2 protein-coding genes are annotated in these 19280 nt (G+C 72.5%); both read right to left on the reverse strand.

All coding sequences use genetic code 11. The annotated features are described in order from the left end of the window. Window positions 1-9 precede the first annotated feature (9 nt). A complete protein-coding gene (locus F1721_RS09885) occupies window positions 10-5442 on the reverse strand; it encodes a type I polyketide synthase (protein WP_150066294.1) in 5433 nt (1810 codons plus the stop codon). Between the two features lie 30 nt (window positions 5443-5472). After that, window positions 5473-18948 carry a type I polyketide synthase gene (locus F1721_RS34970; RefSeq protein ID WP_150066295.1) on the reverse strand — a complete coding sequence of 4492 codons (13476 nt, stop codon included), beginning with the start codon at window positions 18946-18948 and terminating at the stop codon, window positions 5473-5475. Window positions 18949-19280 lie beyond the last annotated feature (332 nt).

The raw sequence follows: 19280 nt of genomic DNA on the forward strand, positions 1-19280 counted from the left end.
GCGATCGAGTCAGCTGCCCAGCGCGCGGGCCACGAGCTGGTCGACGTCCATGGTTTCGATCGAAGCCGCGTCGTCCTCCGGCTCCGCGGGCGCTTCGCCGTGCTCGCCGTCGACCAGGCGCAGCAGGGCGTCGAGCACGCCCAGCTCCCGGAACCGGTCGAGCGGGGCGGTGGCCAGCGCTCGGCGCAGGCGTTCCTCGTCGACCCCGGGTTCGGCCCGCTCCGCGCAGAGCTCGCCGTGCAGCCGAGCGGCGAGCGCGTTCGGGGTCGGGCAGTCGAACACCACGGTCGCCTGCAGGCGGAGTCCGGTCGCCGCACCGATCCGGTTGCGCAGCTCCACGGCCGCCAACGAGTCGAAGCCCAGCTCCTTGAACGGCCGGTCCGCGCGAACGGCGTCCGCCGTGGCGTGGCCGAGGACGGTGGCCGCGTGCCCGCGGACCAGTTCGACCAGCGTCCGCTTCTGCTCGGCCTCCGACTTCCCGGCGAGCTGCTGCGCGAGGGCGTTCGCGCCACCCGGTCGCTGAGCGGACCGCCGCCGCGTCCGGGTCAGGCTGCGCAGCAGCGGTGAGGGCGGCTCCTCGACCCGCAGCGCGGCGAGGTCGAGCTTGACGGGGACCAGCAGCGGTCGGTCGGCGCGCAGCGCGCGGTCGAACAGCGCCATGCCCTCGTCGTTGGACAGGCCGACCAGTCCGCTCCGGACCAGGCGTTCGTGGTCGGTGTCCGACATCTTCGACGTGAGGCCGGTGGCGTCCGACCAGAGCCCCCAGGCCAGCGACACGGCGGGCAGACCGAGCTGCCTGCGGTGCGCGGCGAGTCCGTCGAGGTAGCCGTTCGCGGCCGCGTAGTTGCTCTGCCCGGCGCCGCCGAGCACTCCGGCCGCCGAGGAGAACAGCACGAACATCGCCAGGTCGAGGTCCGCGGTCAGCTCGTGGAGGTGCCACGCGGCGTCCACCTTCGGCCGGAAGACCGCGTCCAGCCGCTCCGTCGTCAGCGACGAGAGGACGCCGTCGTCCAACGCGCCCGCCGCGTGCACCACGCCGGTCAGCGGGCGGTCGGCCGGGATGTCGGCCAGGACTTCCGCCAGCGCGGCGCGGTCGGCCGCGTCGCAAGCGACGATGCCCACCTCGGCCCCCAGCTCGGACAGCTCCGCCACCAGCTCGTCCGCCCCCGGGGCCGCGGGGCCGCGGCGGCTGGTCAGGACGAGGCTGCGCACGCCGTGGGCTCGCACCAGGTGCCGTGCGACCAGGGCACCGAGGGTTCCGGTGCCGCCGGTGACCAGCACCGTCCCCTCCGGATCGAGCGGCTTCGGTTCGACCTCGCCGGTGGTCTTCGCCAGCCGGGGTGCGAACGCGCGCCCGGACCGGACCGCGACCTGGGGTTCGCCCGCGGCCGCGAACCCTGCCAGCGCGGCACCGTCCTGCGGCGCGCTGTCGACGTCGACCAGCGTGATCAGTCCCGGGTGCTCCGCCTGCGCGGCCCGCACCAACCCCCAGACCGCCGCGGCTCCGGCGCGGACCACGTCGCCCCCCGCGACCGCCACGCCGCCCCGGGTCAGCACGACCAGCTCTGCGCCCTCCGCCGGGGCGTCGGCCAACCACTCCTGCAGCAGTTCGAGCGCTCGGCCGACAGCAGCCCGCACCTCGTGCGGTGCCGGATCGCCTGCGCCGGTCAGGTCGAGGACGACGGCGCCGGGCCGCGGTTCGCCGGAGGAGATCGCCGTGCGCAGCGCATCCAGGTCCGGGTACGTCGGCACGTTCGAGACGCCCTGCCCGCCTGCGACGACGAGCTTCGGTCCGGTGCCCGTTCCGGTGACCGGTGTCCAGTCGACCTCGTGCAGGGAGTCGCCCGGCGTGCTCAGGCGTTCGACCGGGACGGGCCGCAGCGCCAGGGAGTCCAGGGCGGCGACCGGCGTCCCGCTCCCGTCGGCGAGGGTCAGGGACACGCTGTCGTCGCCGGTCCACACCGCGTGCACCCGCAGCGTTGTCGCGCCGGGTGCGTGGACGGCGAACCCGTTCCACGCGAACGGGAGCAGGACGTGCCCGGGGGCGGTGCCCGCTTTGCGGCCGAGCTTGGTGGCCTGCATGGCGGCGTCGAGCAGCGCCGGGTGCAGGCCGAACTCGCGGGCCTCGGCGTGGTGCTCCTCGGGCAGGACGACCTCCGCGAAGACCTCGCGGCCGCGGGTCCAGGCGGCCGACAGGCATTGGAAGGACGGGCCGTACTCGACGCCGGATTCGGCCATGCCCTCGTAGAAGTCGTCCAGCTGGACCGGCTCCCCGCCCGGCGGCCACGGCACCGCCGCCGCACCGACCGGCTCCGGCGACAGCACGCCGCTGGCGTGGCGGGTCCAGGACTCCTCGTCGTCCGGCCGCGCGTAGATCCGCACCGCCCGCCGACCGGTCCCGTCGGCCTCGTCGACCTTGACCTGGATGCGCAGCGCGGACTGCTCGGGGACGACCACCGGGGCTTCGACCAGCAGCTCGTCGACGGCCGGGCACCCGACCTCGTCACCCGCGCGCGAAACCAGCTCCAGCAGGGCAGCGCCGGGCACGAGGACCGCGCCGACCACGGCGTGGTGGGCGAGCCAGGGGTGGGTCCGCAGCGACAGCCTGCTGGTGAGCACCACCTCGTCGGAGTCCGCCGCGCGGACCGCGGCACCGAGCAGCGGGTGGTCCACGACGTCGAGGCCGGTGGCGGCGACGTCCCCGGCGGTGGGCGGGGCCGATTCGAGCCAGTAGCGCTGGTGCTGGAAGGCGTAGCCGGGCAGCTCCGCCCGCTGCGGGGCGAGGCCGTCGAACAACGGAGTCCAGTCGACCTCGACACCGCGGACGAACGCCTCGGCCAGCGAGGTGGCGAACCGGCGCAGCCCGCCTTCCTCGCGGCGCAGCGTGCCGGTCACGACGGCGTTGACGTCCGGGTGCTGGTCCAGCGTTTCCTGGATCGCCAGCGTCAGCACCGGGTGGGCGCTGACCTCGACGAACGCGCGGAAACCGGCCTCGACCAGAGCCGCCGTGGCCTCGGCGAAGCGGACCCGCTGCCGCAGGTTCCGGTACCAGTAGTTCCCGGACAGCGACTCGCCCGCCACCCAGGAGCAGTCCACTGTGGAGAAGAACGGGATCTCCGGAGCACCGGGCACGACGTCCACCAGCACCGCCGACAGCTGCTGCTCGATGCGTTCGACGTGGCTGGAGTGCGAGGCATAATCCACCGGAACCCGACGCGCCCGAATCTCGCGTTCCTCCGCCTCGGCGATCAGCTCGTCGCACTCCGCCGGATCACCCGCGACCACGACCGCCCCAGGACCGTTGACCACCGCAACCTCAAGCCCCGACCAGCGGCCGATCAACTCCGCAACTTCAGATTCAGGGAGGGAGACCGACACCATCCCACCGCGACCGGCCAGTTCGGCAGCGATCAACTGGCTCCGCAACGCAACAATCCGCGCCGCATCACGCAAACTCAACGCACCCGCCACATGCGCGGCAGCGATCTCACCCTGAGAATGACCCACCACCGCATCCGGCCGAACACCATGCGCTTGCCACAACCGCGCTAGTGCCACCATCACCGCAAACGACGCGGGCTGGACAACGTCAACGCGATCCAGCGAGGCGCGCTCGCGAATCACCTCGACCAGCGACCAGTCCACGAACTCGGCCAGCGCCTTGTCGCACTCGGCCATTGCCTCCGCGAACACCGGGGATGTGTCCAGCAGCTCCGCGCCCATGCCGACCCACTGCGCACCCTGACCCGGGAAGACGAACACCCGACGACCATCCACGTCGGCCACGTCCGACACAGCCTCGGCGCCGGGGTCATCCGAGGCCAGGTCGTGCAGGCCTGTCAGTGCTTCCTTCTCGTCGGTGTGCACCACGACGGCCCGGTGGGGCAACTTCGCGCGGGTGAGCAGCGTTGAACCGACATCAACGCGATCGGCACCGGATTCCTCCGCTGCCGCAGCGATTCGTTGCGCCTGGACGCGCAGTGCCTCGGGCGTGTGTCCTGACACGATCCACGGCACCACGGCGTCAGTGGCATCCCGCTCGGCTGTCAACGGTGCCTCGGCAGGTGCTTGTTCGAGGATGACGTGGGCGTTCGTGCCGCTGACGCCGAACGAGGAAACCCCGGCCCGACGCACACGCCCAGTCTCCGGCCACTCCCGCTGCTCGGCGAGCACCTCGACCGCGCCCGCATCCCAATCAACCTTCGACGACGGACGATCCACATGCAGCGACGCGGGCAACACACCGTGGCGCATCGCCTGAACCATCTTGATCACACCCGCCACACCAGCAGCAGCCTGAGCATGACCGATGTTCGACTTCAACGAACCAACCCACAAAGGCTCACCCGAACCACGCTGGCCATACGTCGCCAACAACGCACCAGCCTCAATCGGATCACCCAGCGAGGTTCCCGTACCGTGCGCTTCAACCGCGTCCACATCGGACACATTCAACCCGGCGTTCGCCAACGCGGCCCGGATAACTCGTTCCTGCGACGGACCATTCGGCGCAGTCAGGCCGTTCGACGCACCGTCCTGGTTCACCGCCGAACCCTTAACCACCGCCAACACCCGACGGCCAGCACGCCGCGCATCCGACAACCGCTCCAACACAACAACCCCGACACCCTCGGCCAACCCCGTGCCATCAGCCGAATCCGAAAACGCCTTGCACCGACCATCCACCGCCAAACCCCGCTGACGGGAGAAGTCGACGAAGACTCCGGGCTCCGCCATGACGGCGACGCCACCGGCGAGGGCCATCGAGCACTCCCCCGCCCGGATGGCCTGCACGGCGAAGTGCAGCGCGACCAGCGACGACGAGCACGCCGTGTCCACGGTCACCGACGGGCCCTCCAGGCCCAGCGTGTAGGACACCCGGCCCGAGGCCACGCTCCCGGAGTTGCCGATGCCGAAATATCCTTCGAGCCCGGCGGGGAGCTCGCGGAGCGTGCTGCCGTAGTCGTGGTGCATCAAGCCCGAGTAGACGCCGATGTCGCGTCCCCGCAGCGAAAGCGGGTCCAGCCCCGCATCCTCCAGCGCCTCCCACGACGACTCCAGCAACAACCGCTGCTGCGGGTCCATCGCCAGCGCCTCACGAGGACTGATCCCGAACAACCCCGGGTCGAAATCCCCAGCACCACTCAAGAACCCGCCGCTGCGCACGTACGACTTCCCGGTGGCCTCCGGGTCCGGGTCGAAGACCCGGTCCAGGTCCCATCCGCGGTCCTCCGGGAACCCGGAGATCGCATCGCCGCCCGAGGACACCAGGTCCCACAGCTCGTCCGGCGAGCCCACCCCGCCCGGCAGGCGGCACGCCATCCCCACGATCGCGATCGGCTCGCCCTGGCGCTCCTCCACGTCGCGGAGCCGCTTGCGGGTCTGCTGGAGGTCGGCCACCACGCGCTTGAGGTAGTCGCGCAGCTTCTCGTCATTCGACATCGTCTAGCCTTCCCGAGTCGGCGCGGGCCGTCACTGGTTTCCGATTTCCCTGTCGATGAAGTCGAAGAGCTCGTCGTCCGAGGCGGAGTCGACATCGATCTCCCCGGCCGCGTCGGCGGCCCCGAACTTCTCCGCCAGCGACCGCAGCCGAGCGGCGAGCTGGTCGCGCTCCTCCCCCGGCGCGGTGGCGGCCGCCAGCAGCTCCTGCTCCAGGGCGTCCAGGCGGTCCAGCAGGGCTGTCCCGGCGGGGGCCGGACCGCCCAGCCGGTCGCGCACGTGCTCCGCGATCGCGAGCGGGTTCGGGTGGTCGAACACCAGCGTCGCGGGCATCCGCAGCTGGGTCGCCCGGGACAGCCGGTTGCGGAGCTCGACCGCGGTGAGCGAGTCGAAGCCCAGCTCCTTGAACGCCTGGTCCGCCGGAACCGAATCCGCCGTGCTGTGCCCGAGCACCGCCGCGGCCTGCCCCCGGACGAACTCCACGAGCGTGCGGAGTTGCTCGTCGGCGCTCATCCCGGCCAAGCGCTGGGCGAACCCGTCGACGGACGCCGTGCCCGCCGCCTGCTTCCTGGTGTGGCGCACCAACCCGCGGAGCATCGGCGGGAGGTCCCCGGCGGCAGCGCTGCTGCGCAGGCCCGCGTGGTTGAGCTTCACCGCCGCCAGCACGGGTTCGCCGACCTCGATGCCCCGGTCGAACAGCTCCAGCCCCTCAGCCGCCGACAGGCCCAGGACCCCGCCGTCGGCCATCCGGTCGTGCTCGGCCGCGTCGAGGTGCCCGGTCATGGCGCTGGCCTGGCTCCACAGCCCCCAGGCCAGCGACACGGCGGGCAGGCCGAGCTGCTGCCGGTGCGCGGCGAGACCGTCCAAGTACCCGTTGGCCGCCGCGTAGTTGCCCTGGCCCTTGCCGCCGAACGCCGCCGACGCGGAGGAGAACAGCACGAACGCGCCCAGGTCGGTGTCCCTGGTGAGCTCGTGGAGGTGCCACGCCGCGTCCACCTTCGGCCGGAAGACCGCGTCCAGCCGCTCCGCCGTCAGCGCGGACACCACGCCGTCGTCGAGGACACCGGCGGTGTGCACGACCGCGGTCAGCGGGCGGTCCTGCGGAATGGTGTCCAGGACCGCGGCGAGCGCCTGCCGGTCGGCGGCGTCGCAAGCGACCACGCGCACCTCCGCGCCTGCCTTCCGCAGGTCGGCTTCCAGCTCCCCGGCGCCGGGCGCGTCCGGACCGCTCCGGCTCAGCAGCACCAGGTTCCGCACGCCGTGCGCCTCCACCAGGTGCCGGGCCACGAACCCGCCGAGAACCCCGGTACCGCCGGTGATCAGCGCAGTGCCGCGCGGGTCCAGCGCTGCGGGGACCCGGTCCTGCGCACCGGCCTTGGCCAGGCGCGGCGCGGCGGCCGTGCCCGCTCGGATCACCAGCTGCGGTTCCCCGCTGGCCACCGCCCGGGCCAGCAGTCCGCGATCCGACCGCGCGTCGCCGAGGCCGACCAGCACCACGCTGCCCGGGTTCTCCGCCTGCGCGGAGCGCAGCAGTCCCCACACCGCAGCCGCCGCCGGGTCGCCCGCGGGGTCCGAGGTGAGCACCACCAGCGGGGATTCCTCCGCCGCGCCAAGCCATTCCTGCACGCGGGCCAGTGCCGCGGCGGTCAGCTCGCGGGCCGCCTCCGGCTGCGGACCGGCTCGGTGGGCGGTCAGGTCGAGGATCGTCTCCTCGCGCACGGTCTCCGCCGCAGCGGGCAGCTCCACCTGCACCCAGTCGACGCGCAGCAAACCATCGCCCGCCGTCGCCGACGACACGTCCAGCTGAGCGACCGGGATCGGCCGCAGCACGAGCGATCCCAGCGATCCGACCGGGGCACCGGCCGGATCGGTCAGCTCGACCGAGACCTCGTCGTCCTGGGTCCACACGGCGTGCACGCGCAGCGCGGTCGCCCCGGACGCGGTGAGCGCGAACTTGTTCCACGCGAACGGCAGCAGCACGTGCCCCGGTTCGGCGCTGGGAGCCGCACCGAGGTTCGCCGCCTGCATGGCGGCGTCGAACAGCGCCGGGTGCAGGCCGAACTCCGCCGCACCGGAGCGCTGCTCCTCGGGCAGCGACACCTCGGCGAAGACCTCGCGGCCCCGCGTCCACGCCGCGACGACGCCGCGGAACGCCGGGCCGTACTCGTAGCCGGACTCCGCCATCCGCTCGTAGAACCCGTCGACCGGCGCCTGCTCGGCCCCAGCTGGCGGCCACTGCACCGCAGCCCGGTTCGGGGGCGCTGCGGCGGCCGTCAACGTGCCGCTCGCGTGGCGCACCCAGCTCGCGCCCTCGCCCTGCCGCGAGTGCACGCGGACCGCGCGGCGCCCGGTCTCGTCCGCGTCGGCCACTCCGACCTGGACCTGCACCGAACCGTGCTCGGGCAGCACCAGCGGCGCTTCGATCACCAGCTCGTCCACGACCGGTGTCCCGACCTCGTCACCGGCTCGGACCGCCAGCTCCAGCAGCGCCGTCCCCGGTGCCAGCACGGTGCCGTGCACCGCGTGGTCGGCGAGCCAGGGGTGCGTGCGCAGGGACAGCTGGCCGGTGAACACGACCTCACCGGATTCCGGGAGGCTCAACGTCGCGGCCAGCAGGGGGTGCTCGGCGACGGACAACCCGGTTCCGCCGACGTCACCGACGCGCAGTTGCGGCTCCAGCCAGTAGCGCTGGTGCTGGAAGGCGTAGGTGGGCAGGTCCACCCAGCGGGGGTTCAGGCCCTCGAAGAACCGCGTCCAGTCGACCTCGACACCGCGCACGAACAGCTCGGCCAGCGACGCGGCGAACCGGACCAGGCCACCCTCGTCCCGACGCAGCGTGCCCGTCACGACGGCGTCGGCGTCGTGCTGCTCCAGCGTCTCCTGAACCGCCACCGCCAGCACCGGATGCGCACTGACCTCGACGAACACTCGATAACCCGACTCCACCAACACAGCGGTGGCCTCGGCGAAGCGGACCTGCTGACGCAGGTTCCGGTACCAGTAGTCCCCGGAAAGCGAGTCCAGCCATTCGCAGTCCACAGTGGAGAAGAACGGGATATCGGGAGAATTGGGCACCACGTCCGCGACGACGGCGCGGAGCTCGTCCTCGATGCGTTCGACGTGGCTGGAGTGCGAGGCGTAGTCCACCGGAACCCGACGCGCCCGAATCTCTCGGCTTTCAGCCTCAGCGATCAGCTCATCGCACTCCACCGGATCACCCGCCACCACGACAGCCCCAGGTCCGTTGACCACCGCGACCTCAAGCCCCGGCCACCGCTCGATCAGCTCGACCGCCTCCGACTCCGGAAGCGAAACCGACACCATCCCACCGCGACCGGCCAGCTCGGCCGCGATCAACTGGCTCCGCAGCGCCACGATCCGCGCCGCATCACGCAGACTCAACGCGCCCGCAACATGCGCGGCAGCGATCTCGCCTTGGGAGTGCCCCACCACCGCATCAGGGCGAACACCGTAGGACTGCCACAGCTTCGCCAACGACACCATCACCGCGAACGACGCAGGCTGCACCACGTCAACACGATCCAACGAGCCACGCCCGCGAATCACCTCGACCAGCGACCAGTCCACGAACTCCGACAACGCCTCATCGCACTCGGCCATCGCCTCCGCGAACACCCGGGACGCGCCCAGCAACCCCGCACCCATCCCGACCCACTGCGCCCCCTGACCCGGGAAGACGAACACCCGACGACCGCCCGCACCAGCCACGCCGGTCACCAGGTCGGCAGCGGGCTCGCCCGCGGCGGCCGAGGCGAGACCGGACAGCGCCCCGTCCCGGCCGGTGGTCAGGAGCACCGCGCGGTGGGTGAGCTTCGCGCGGGACAGCAACGATCGCGCCACGTCGCCGCGATCCAGGTCCGGCCGCTCGGCGAGGTGGGCGCGCACCCGCTCGGCCTGCGCCTGGAGGGCCGCCCGCGTGTGCCCGGTGACCACCCAGGGAAGCACGAGCCCGTCGGGCGTTGCGCCCTCCGGGGCGGGGGTCGGGTCGTCCGGCGCCTGCTCGACGATCACGTGGGCGTTCGTCCCGCTCACCCCGAACGAGGACACCCCCGCGCGGCGCGCGCGACCGGTTTCCGGCCACACCCGCTGCTCGGCGAGCACCTCGACGGCACCCGAGTCCCAGTCCACGTGCGAGGACGGGCTGCCCACGTGCAGCGAGGCGGGCAGCACGCCGTGCTGGAGCGCCTGCACCACCTTGATCACACCGGCCGCCCCGGCGGCGGCCTGGGTGTGCCCGATGTTGGACTTCACCGAGCCGATCCAGAGCGGGTCGCCGGAGCGGCGCTGACCGTAGGTCGCCAGCAGCGCTTCCGCCTCGATCGGGTCACCCAGCGCGGTACCCGTGCCGTGCGCCTCGACGAGGTCCACATCGGACTCGGTGAGACCGGCGCTGGCCAGCGCGGACCGGATCACCCGCTCCTGGGACGGGCCGTTCGGCGCGGTCAGGCCGTTCGACGCGCCGTCCTGGTTGATCGCCGAACCGGCCAGCACGCCCAGCACCCGCCGACCCGCGCGCCGCGCATCCGACAGCCGCTCCAGCAGGATCAGTCCGATGCCCTCGGACATGCCGAACCCGTCGGCGTCGTCGGAGAACGCCTTGCACCGGCCGTCGGCGGCGAGCCCCCGCTGCCTGCTGAACCCGACCACACCGTCCAACGTGGACATGATGGAGACCCCGCCCGCCACCGCGAGCGAGCACTCCCCGGTCCGCAGCGCTTGGGCCGCCAGGTGCAGGGCGACCAGCGACGACGAGCACGCCGTGTCCACCGTCACCGCCGGTCCCTCCAGCCCCAGCGTGTAGGACACCCGGCCGGACAGGACGCTGGCGGCGGTGCCGATGACCAGGTATCCCTCGTCGGCCCCGCCCCCTCCTGCTCCGTAGTCCTGGCCGTGCGTCCCGACGAAGACGCCGGTGGGGGTGCCGCGCAGCGCCGACGGGTCCAGGCCCGCCCGTTCGAACGTCTCCCAGGTGACCTCCAGCAGCAACCGCTGCTGCGGGTCCATCGCCAGCGCCTCGCGCGGGTTGATCCCGAAGAACTCGGCGTCGAAATCGGCCACGCCGTCGAGGAACCCGCCGCGCCGCACGTAGGTCTTGCCCGTCGCGTCCGGGTCGGCGTCGAAGATCCCGTCCAGGTCCCACCCGCGGTCGGCCGGGAACTCGGAGATCGCGTCGCCCCCGTCGAGCACGAAGCGCCACAGGTCGTCCGGGGAGGTGATCCCGCCGGGGAAGCGGCAGCCCATCGCGACGATGGCGATCGGGTCGTCGTCGGGGTCGGTGCGCGTCGTGGCGGTCGCGGTCACCTCCGCCGCGGACACGCCCAGCTGGCGCTGCAGGTGGTCGGCCAGCTCCTGCGGGGTCGGGTGGTTGAAGATCAGCGTGGCCGGGAGCCGGAGCCCGGTGCTCCCGTTGACCCGGTTGCGCAGCTCGACGGCGGTCAACGAGTCGAAACCCAGCTCCTTGAACGGCCGGGCCGGGTCGACGCTGTCCGGCCCTGCGTGGCCGAGGACCGCGGCCGAGGCCGCGCGCACCAGGTCGAGCAGGACCCGGTTCTGGTCGGCTTCGCCGAGCGCGGCCAACCGCTGCCGCAGCTCGGACTCGTCGGCCGCGCCGTCCTGCCGATCGGCTGCGCGGCGGGCCCGCTGGGGGACCAGGCCGCGCAGCAGCGGGGGCACCTCGCCGCTGCTGCGCACCGCGGCCAGGTCCAGCCGGATCGGCACGAGAGCCGGTTGCTCGGCGTGCAGCGCGACGTCGAACAGCGCGAGCCCCTGGTCCGGCGACAGCGGGCGGGTGCCGCCGCGCGCCATGCGCGCCAGGTCGGTCTCGCTGAGCCGGCTGCCCATGCCGTGCTCCTCGCCCCACAGTCCCCAGGCCAGCGCCACCGCGGGCAGCCCCAGGGTCCGGCGGTGGCGGGCGAAGCCCTCCAGGAACGCGTTGGCGGCCGCGTAGTTGCCCTGGCCCGCACCGCCGAACGTCGCGGAAGCCGACGAGAACAGCACGAACGCCCGCAGGTCGAGGCCCTCGGTCAGCTCATGCAGGTGCCACGCGCCGTGCACCTTCGTCCGGATGACCGCGTCCCACTGCTCGGGCCGCAGGTCGGCGACGATGCTGTCGTCGACGATCCCGGCCGCGTGCACCACGCCGACCAGCCGGTCCGCCACCGGTTCGACGACCCGCGCCAGCTGCTCGCGATCCGCGACGTCGGCTGCGACCGGGCGCACCCGCACCCCGGCAGCGGCGAGCTCGTCGACCCAGTCGCCGCCGCTGCCCGAGCGGGAGACCAGCACCAGTTCGCCCACCCCGTGCGCCTCCGCGAGGTGCTTGGCCACCAGCCGACCGATCCCGCCCGTCGCACCCGTGATCAGCACGGTGCCACCGCGCAGCGGCGATTCCCCGCCCTCGGCCGACACCTCGGCGCGCTTGAGGCGGGCGACGTGCGCTCGGCCGTCCCGCACGGTGATCTGCGGTTCGTCCCCGGCGACCGCGAGCCCGGCCCGGACGCTGTCGGCGTCCAGCCGGTCCAGGTCGAGGAGGGTGAAGCGGTCGGGGTTCTCCGACTGCGCGGTGCGGATCAGCCCGGCGAGCGGTTGCTGCACGGGGTCGGTCCCGTCCACGGCGACCACCAGCCGCGAGGCGGCCTTGGCCGGGTCGGACAGCCACGCCTGGATCGCCGCCAGCACCCGCAGCCCGGTCACCCGCACCCGTTCCGGGAGGGAACCGCCGGACTCCACCTCCGGCGCGAGCACCACGACCGGATCGACCGGTCCGGCGGGGACCTCCGAGGTCCACGTCGGCTCCGCCACCTCGGTGGACGCGGCGGGAACGGGCACCTGCTCGACCTCGAAGAGCATGTCCCGGACCGCGTTCGAGGCGGCCCTGATCTGCTCGAACTCGACCGGCCGGACGACCAGTCCGCCGACGTCGACGACCGGCGCGCCGGTCGCGTCGACACCGCTGATCGACACCGACTCGGGCCCGGCGGGGGTGACGCGCACGCGCATCGACCGCGCTCCCGACGCGTACCAGCGAACCCCGGACCAGGAGAAGGCCAGCCGGGCGCGCTGCGGGTCGTCGAGGAGCCCGGACGCGCCGAGCGGGTGCAGCGCGGCGTCGAGCACCGCCGGGTGCACGGCGTAGCCGTCCGCATCGGCCACCCCGTCCGGAAGCTCGACCTCGGCGTAGACGTGGGAGTCCGCGACCCAGACGTCCCGGACCGCCCGGAACGACGGGCCGTAGTCGACCGCGAGGGAGTCGTAGAGGTCCTCGACCTCGATCCGCCGCGCACCGGCCGGGGGCCAGGAGGAGATCGGCGGCGCCGGGTTCGCCTGATCGCCCTGCGCGGCGACCGCGCCGGACGCGTGCTCCGCCCAGACCCCGTCCGCGCCGGTGCGGACGTACACCCGCACCTGGCGGTAGGAGTCGCCGTCGGCTTCGCCGACCCGGAACTGGAGGTCGGTCGCCCCGTCGTCGGGGACGACGACCGGCTTCGCGATCGTCAGCTCGGCCACCACCGGTGCCGACAGCTGCCCGCCGACGAACCCGGTCGCATCCAGCAGCGCCGTGCCGGGCACCAGCACGGTGCCGCCGACCCGGTGGTCGTCGAGCCAGGGGTGCGTCCGCAGGGACAGCCGACCGGTGAACACCACCTCGCCGGAATCCGGGGCGCTGACCAGGGCCCCGAGCAGCGGGTGGTCCACGGTGTCCAAACCTGCCGAGGACACGTCCGCCGTCGTCGGTCCGCCGGATTCCAGCCAGTAGCGCTGGTGCTGGAAGGCGTAGGTGGGCAGGTCCACCCGGCGGGGGTTCAGACCGTCGAAGAACGGCGTCCAGTCGACCTCGACACCGCGCACGAACGCCTCGGCCAGCGACGTGGCGAACCGGACCAGGCCACCCTCGTCCCGGCGCAGCGTGCCGGTCACGACGGCGTCGACATCATGCTGCTCCAGCGTCTCCTGAACCGCCACCGTCAGCACCGGATGCGCGCTGACCTCGACGAACGCGCGGAAGCCAGCCTCGACGAGAGCCGTGGTGGCCTCGGCGAAGCGGACCCGCTGACGCAGGTTCCGGTACCAGTAGTCCCCGGACAACGACTCCAACCACGCGCAGTCCACAGTGGAGAAGAACGGGATATCGAGTGAATTGGGCACCACATCCGCGACGACGGCGCGGAGCTCGTCCTCGATACGTTCGACGTGGCCGGAGTGCGAAGCGTAATCCACCGGAACCCGACGCACCCGGATCTCCCGGCTCTCCGCCTCGGCGATCAACTCCTCGCACGCAACCGGATCGCCCGCCACGACCACCGAACTCGGCCCGTTGACCACCGCGACGTCCAGCCCCGGCCATCGGCTGATCAACTCAGCGGTTTCCGGCTCGGGCAAGGACAACGAGACCATTCCGCCGCGACCAGCCAGTTCGCCAGCGATCAACTGGCTCCGCAACGCCACGATCCGCGCCGCATCACGCAAGCTCAACGCGCCCGCGACGTGCGCGGCAGCGATTTCGCCCTGGGAATGGCCCACCACCGCATCCGGAACAACGCCGTGCGCCTGCCACAACCGCGCCAGGGACACCATCACCGCAAACGACGCAGGCTGCACCACGTCGACGCGATCCAGCGAGGCGCGCTCGCGAATCACCTCGACCAACGACCAGTCCACGAACTCCGACAACGCCTCATCGCACTCGGCCATTGCCTCCGCGAACACCGGGGATGCGTTCAGCAACTCCGCGCCCATGCCGACCCATTGCGCACCTTGACCCGGGAAGACGAAGGCGAGCTGGCCATCTGCTGCGGCGGAGCCGATGACGACGCCCGCGGGTGCGTCGGACGTGGCCGACGCAAGGCCCGAAGCAGCTTCCGCGCTGCTGGCCGAGATGATCACTGCGCGGTGGTCGAGCTTCGCGCGGGACAGCAGCGAGTGGCCCACGTCAACGCGACCGGGGCCGGAGGCCGCCACTGCCGCGCCGAGCCGCTGCGCCTGGGCGCGAAGCGCTTCCGGCGTGTGCCCGGAAAGGATCCACGGCACCACGACGTCGGGATCGGCACCGGACTCACCCCCGGTGGAATCCGGTGCTTCGAGAGCTGGTGCCTGTTCGAGGATGACGTGGGCATTCGTGCCGCTGACGCCGAACGAGGAAACCCCGGCCCGACGCACACGTCCCGTTTCCGGCCAGTCCCGCTGCTCGGCGAGCACCTCGACCGCGCCCGCATCCCAATCAACCTTCGACGACGGACGATCCACATGCAGCGACGCGGGCAACACACCGTGGCGCATCGCCTGAACCATCTTGATCACACCCGCCACACCAGCAGCAGCCTGAGCATGACCGATGTTCGACTTCAACGAACCAACCCACAAAGGCTCACCCGAACCACGCTGGCCATACGTCGCCAACAACGCACCAGCCTCAATCGGATCACCCAGCGAGGTTCCCGTACCGTGCGCTTCAACCGCGTCCACATCGGACACACCCAGCCCGGCATTCGCCAACGCAGCACGGATAACCCGTTCCTGCGACGGACCATTCGGCGCAGTCAGGCCGTTCGACGCACCGTCCTGGTTCACCGCCGAACCCGACACCACCGCCAACACACGGTGCCCCGCGCGCCGCGCATCCGACAACCGCTCCAACACGACCACGCCCACCCCCTCGGACCAGCTGGTGCCGTCGGCATCGTCGGAGAAGGCCTTGCAGCGGCCATCGGTGGCGAGCGCGCGCTGGCGGGAGAACTCGATGAAATCGCTCGGGGTCGCCATGACGGCGACGCCACCGGCGAGGGCCATCGAGCACTCCCCCGCCCGGATCGCCTGGGCAGCCAAGTGCAACGCCACCAGCGACGACGAGCACGCCGTGTCCACCGTCAGCGCCGGTCCCTCCAGACCCAAGGTGTAGGACACCCGCCCCGAAGCCACGCTCCCGGCCGCACCCGTGCTCCGGTAGCCCTGGATCTCCGCCGGAACCTCGCTCAGGCCGGTTCCGTAGTCGTGGCGCATGACGCCGGAGTAGACGCCGATGTCGCGCCCCCGCAGCGAAAGCGGGTCCAGCCCCGCATCCTCCAGCGCCTCCCACGACGACTCCAGCAACAACCGCTGCTGCGGGTCCATCGCCAGCGCCTCACGAGGACTGATCCCGAACAACCCCGGGTCGAAATCCCCAACACCACTCAAGAACCCGCCGCTGCGCACGTACGACTTGCCGGCGGCCTCCGGGTCCGGGTCGAAGACCCGGTCCAGGTCCCATCCGCGGTCCTCCGGGAACCCGGAGATCGCATCGCCGCCCGAGGACACCAGGTCCCACAGCTCGTCCGGCGAGCCCACCCCGCCCGGCAGGCGGCACGCCATCCCCACGATCGCGATCGGCTCGTCGGCTGCCCGTGCGGCGGGCCGCGGGGCGGGCGAGTCCTCCGACACCCCGAGCAGCAGGGCTCGCAGGTGGTCGGCCAGCGCAGTCGGGTTCGGGTGGTCGAAGGCGATGGCCGCGGGCAACCGCAGCCCCGTTCCAGCGCTGAGACCGTTGCGGAGCTTCACCGCCATCAGCGAGTTGAACCCCAGGTCCTTGAACGCGCGATCCGACCGCACCGCCGAGACGTCCGCGCCGAGCACGTTCGCCACCTCGGACCTGACCAGGTCGAGGAGCATCCGGCGACGAGCCGGTTCCGGGCGAGCACGGAGGCGCTCGCGGAGCAGTTCGGCCTTCTCCTCGTCCGCACCGCCCTGTTCGCCGACCGCCACGTCGAACAGCCCGCTCAGCACCGACGGCACCGGCGCGCCGACGGTCTCGGCATCCGGTTTGGCCGCGGCGACCACGACTTCCGGCTGCTGCAGGGCCGCGTCGAACATGGCGAGGCCGTCCTGGACGGACAGCCGGGCCAGTCCCGGGACGTCGGCGTCGTCGGACAGGTCCCAGCCGAACACCAGCGCCGGTCGGCCGCTCTCCGCGCGGTGGCGCGCGACCGACTCCAGCCCGGCGGAGGTGGTGGCCGCTTCGCGCGCCACCGGCAGGCCCGGCGCGGCGACCGAGCTGACCAGGACGAACGCTCCCAGTTCGAGATCTTCGGTCAGCGCTGCGAGAGTGCGCGCACCCGCCACCGAGGCACCTCGGTCGCGGCGTCCCGCGGTGTGCACGACGCCGCCCAGCGCAGGCGACACCCCGCGCAGCGCGGCGGCGACGGCGTCGCGGTCCGCGAGGTCGCAGGCCAGGAGCGTGACGACGACCCCGTCGTCGGCCAGTTCGGCGGCCAGCTCGCGCGCCGCGTCGTCGCCCTCGCCGTGCCCGCTGACCAGCAGCAGGTTCCGGACGCCGTGCCCGGACACCAGGTGGTGCGCGATGGCGGCCGCCTCCGCGCCGTCGGCACCGGTGATCAGCACCGTGCTGCGCGGGTCGAACGGGTCACCCGCGCTCGCCTCCGGCACCACCACCCGGGACAGCCTCGGCACCAGCGGCACCCCGGAGCGCACCGCGATGCAGCCCTCCCCGGACGTCGCGGCCGAGGTCAGGGCGTGCTGGTCGATGTCGCCGTCCTCGTCGAGGTCCACCAGCACGACCCGCCCCGGGTGCTCCTGCTGCACCTGCGCGGCCAGCGCCCACAGCGCCTGCTGCGGCGCATCGCGATCCACCCCGCCGACAGCGGCGCAACCGCGGGTCACCAGCACGATCCTGGTCCCGGCCAGCCGATCGTCGGCGCACCAGCGGCGAACCTCACCCAGCACACCGTCCACTTCGGAGTCCGACGGGAGCGCGAGCACGACCGCGCTGTCCGCGGCCACCGCACTCGCCGCCGCGGCGAGATCGGGGAACCGCTCGACCGCTTCACCGGGCAGCGCCACATCTCCGACCGCGGTCCAGCGCACGGCCGACGCCGGGGCCGTCGACACCGAGGGCAGCGGAGTCCAGTCGACCTTCAGCAGGTTCCCGTAGTGCGTGCTCCCGGCCACGCGCAACCGCGCGGGGCGGTCCAGGAGCACGTGGCGGGTGATCTTCCCGGACGCGGTGCGCGGGATCCGGTCGATCTCGTAGAACTCCTCGGGCACCTTGAAGTAGGCCAGGTGCTCGCGGCACGCCTCGACCAACCGCTGCGGGTCCAGCCCACCGGGGGCCGGGACCAGGAACGCCACCGGCACCTCGCCGAGCAGGTCGTGCGGCTTCCCGGCCACCGCGACGTCGACCACGCCCGGAACGTCCCGCAGCACGGCCTCGATCTCCCCGGGGTGGATGTTCTCGCCACCGCGGATGATGAGCTCCTTGATCCGCCCGGTGATGGTGAAGAACCCGGCCTCGTCGCGGCGCGCCAGGTCGCCCGTGCGGTACCACCCGTCGCGCAGCACCGAGGCGGTGACCTCGGGCTGGTTGTGGTAGCCGACCATCACGCTCGGTCCGCTGACCCACACCTCGCCCTCCTGGCCGTTCGCCACGTCCTGGCCGGTGTCCGGGTCGACCAACCGCACGTTGACGCCGGGCACCGGCAGCCCGCAGGAGCCCTCGACCCGGGTGCCGTGCGGCCAGTTGATGGTGATCGAACCGCAGGTCTCGGTGCTGCCGTAGGCGTCGACGAGCGGAGCGCCGAACGCCTCCTCGAAGTCGTTGCGCAGCGACGCCGTGGTCACCGCCCCGCCGACCAGGCACATCCGCAGCGCAGGTGCCTCGAAGCCGTCGCGACGCGCGGCCTGCACCAGGTAGTGGTACATCGTCGGCACGCCCGCGAGGAACGTCGACCGCTCCTCGCGCAGCGCCGACAGCACCTCGTCCGGGGCGAAACCGTCGACGATGCGGGCAGAAGCGCCGACCGCGGTCACCGCCAGCACGCAGGCGATGTGCGACAGGCTGTGGAACAGCGGCAGCGGCCACAGCACCCGGTCCTCGGCGGACAGCTCGGGCACCGGCACGTAGCAGGCCGCCACCGACCACAGGCAGTTGCGCTGGGTCGACAGCACGCCCTTCGGCTTGCCGGTGGTGCCGGAGGTGTAGAGCATCCACGCCAGATCGTCGAGGCCGAGGTCGTCGCGCGCGGGCTCCGGGGGTTCGGTGGTGGCCAGCACCTCGAACGCGGCAGCGCCCGCGGGCGCGTCGAACGGCCGGTCCTGGTCGGCCACCACGAGCCGGACGTTCTCCCGGTCGGCGAGCACCCGCTGCACCTGCTCGGCCCGGGCGCCGTCGGTGATGACGACCCGGGCTCCGCTGTCGTCGAGGAAGAAGGCCAGCTCGCCGTCGGAGGAACGCGGGTTCAGCGGCACCCCGATCGCGCTCGCGCGCACGATCGCGAGGTAGCTCTCCACCACCTCGACCCGGTTGCCGAGGTAGATCACCGCCCGGTCGCCGGGCTGGAGCCGCAGCCGCGCCAGGTTCCCGGCGAGCCGACCAGTGCGCCGCTCCAGCTCCGCGTAGCCGACTTCGCGCCGGGCATCCCGGAAGGCGACCTTGTCCCCGAATCGAACGGCGTTGTCCCGGATCAGCTCAGGCAACGGCCGAACCAGCTCGGTTCGCAGCATGTTTCACCATATCCTCGGTCAACACCGGAAACGGGCGCGTTCCGAAGCTCTCGGCACGGTTCACCCGCCGGTTCGCGGAACAACGGTGCGGGGCGCGTTCACGCGCCCCGCTGCGCTCAGAACACCCCAGCTGCCACAATTCCTACCGCACCGAAGCGCCCAGCAGCCCCCTGCACACCCCCCTACGACGTCCCTAAGTTGCTGCTGCGACGGGATTTCCGCTTCAGTTCATCGCGCCGGAACCCGGCTCGGACCTACCCTCGGAGATGCGCGGGCCCCGCTCTTCCACCGGGTCGCCCCGGTCGGCCGCCCCGACGCGTCCCACCGTCCCG

The organism is Saccharopolyspora hirsuta, assembly GCF_008630535.1.
Lineage (GTDB): Bacteria > Actinomycetota > Actinomycetes > Mycobacteriales > Pseudonocardiaceae > Saccharopolyspora > Saccharopolyspora hirsuta.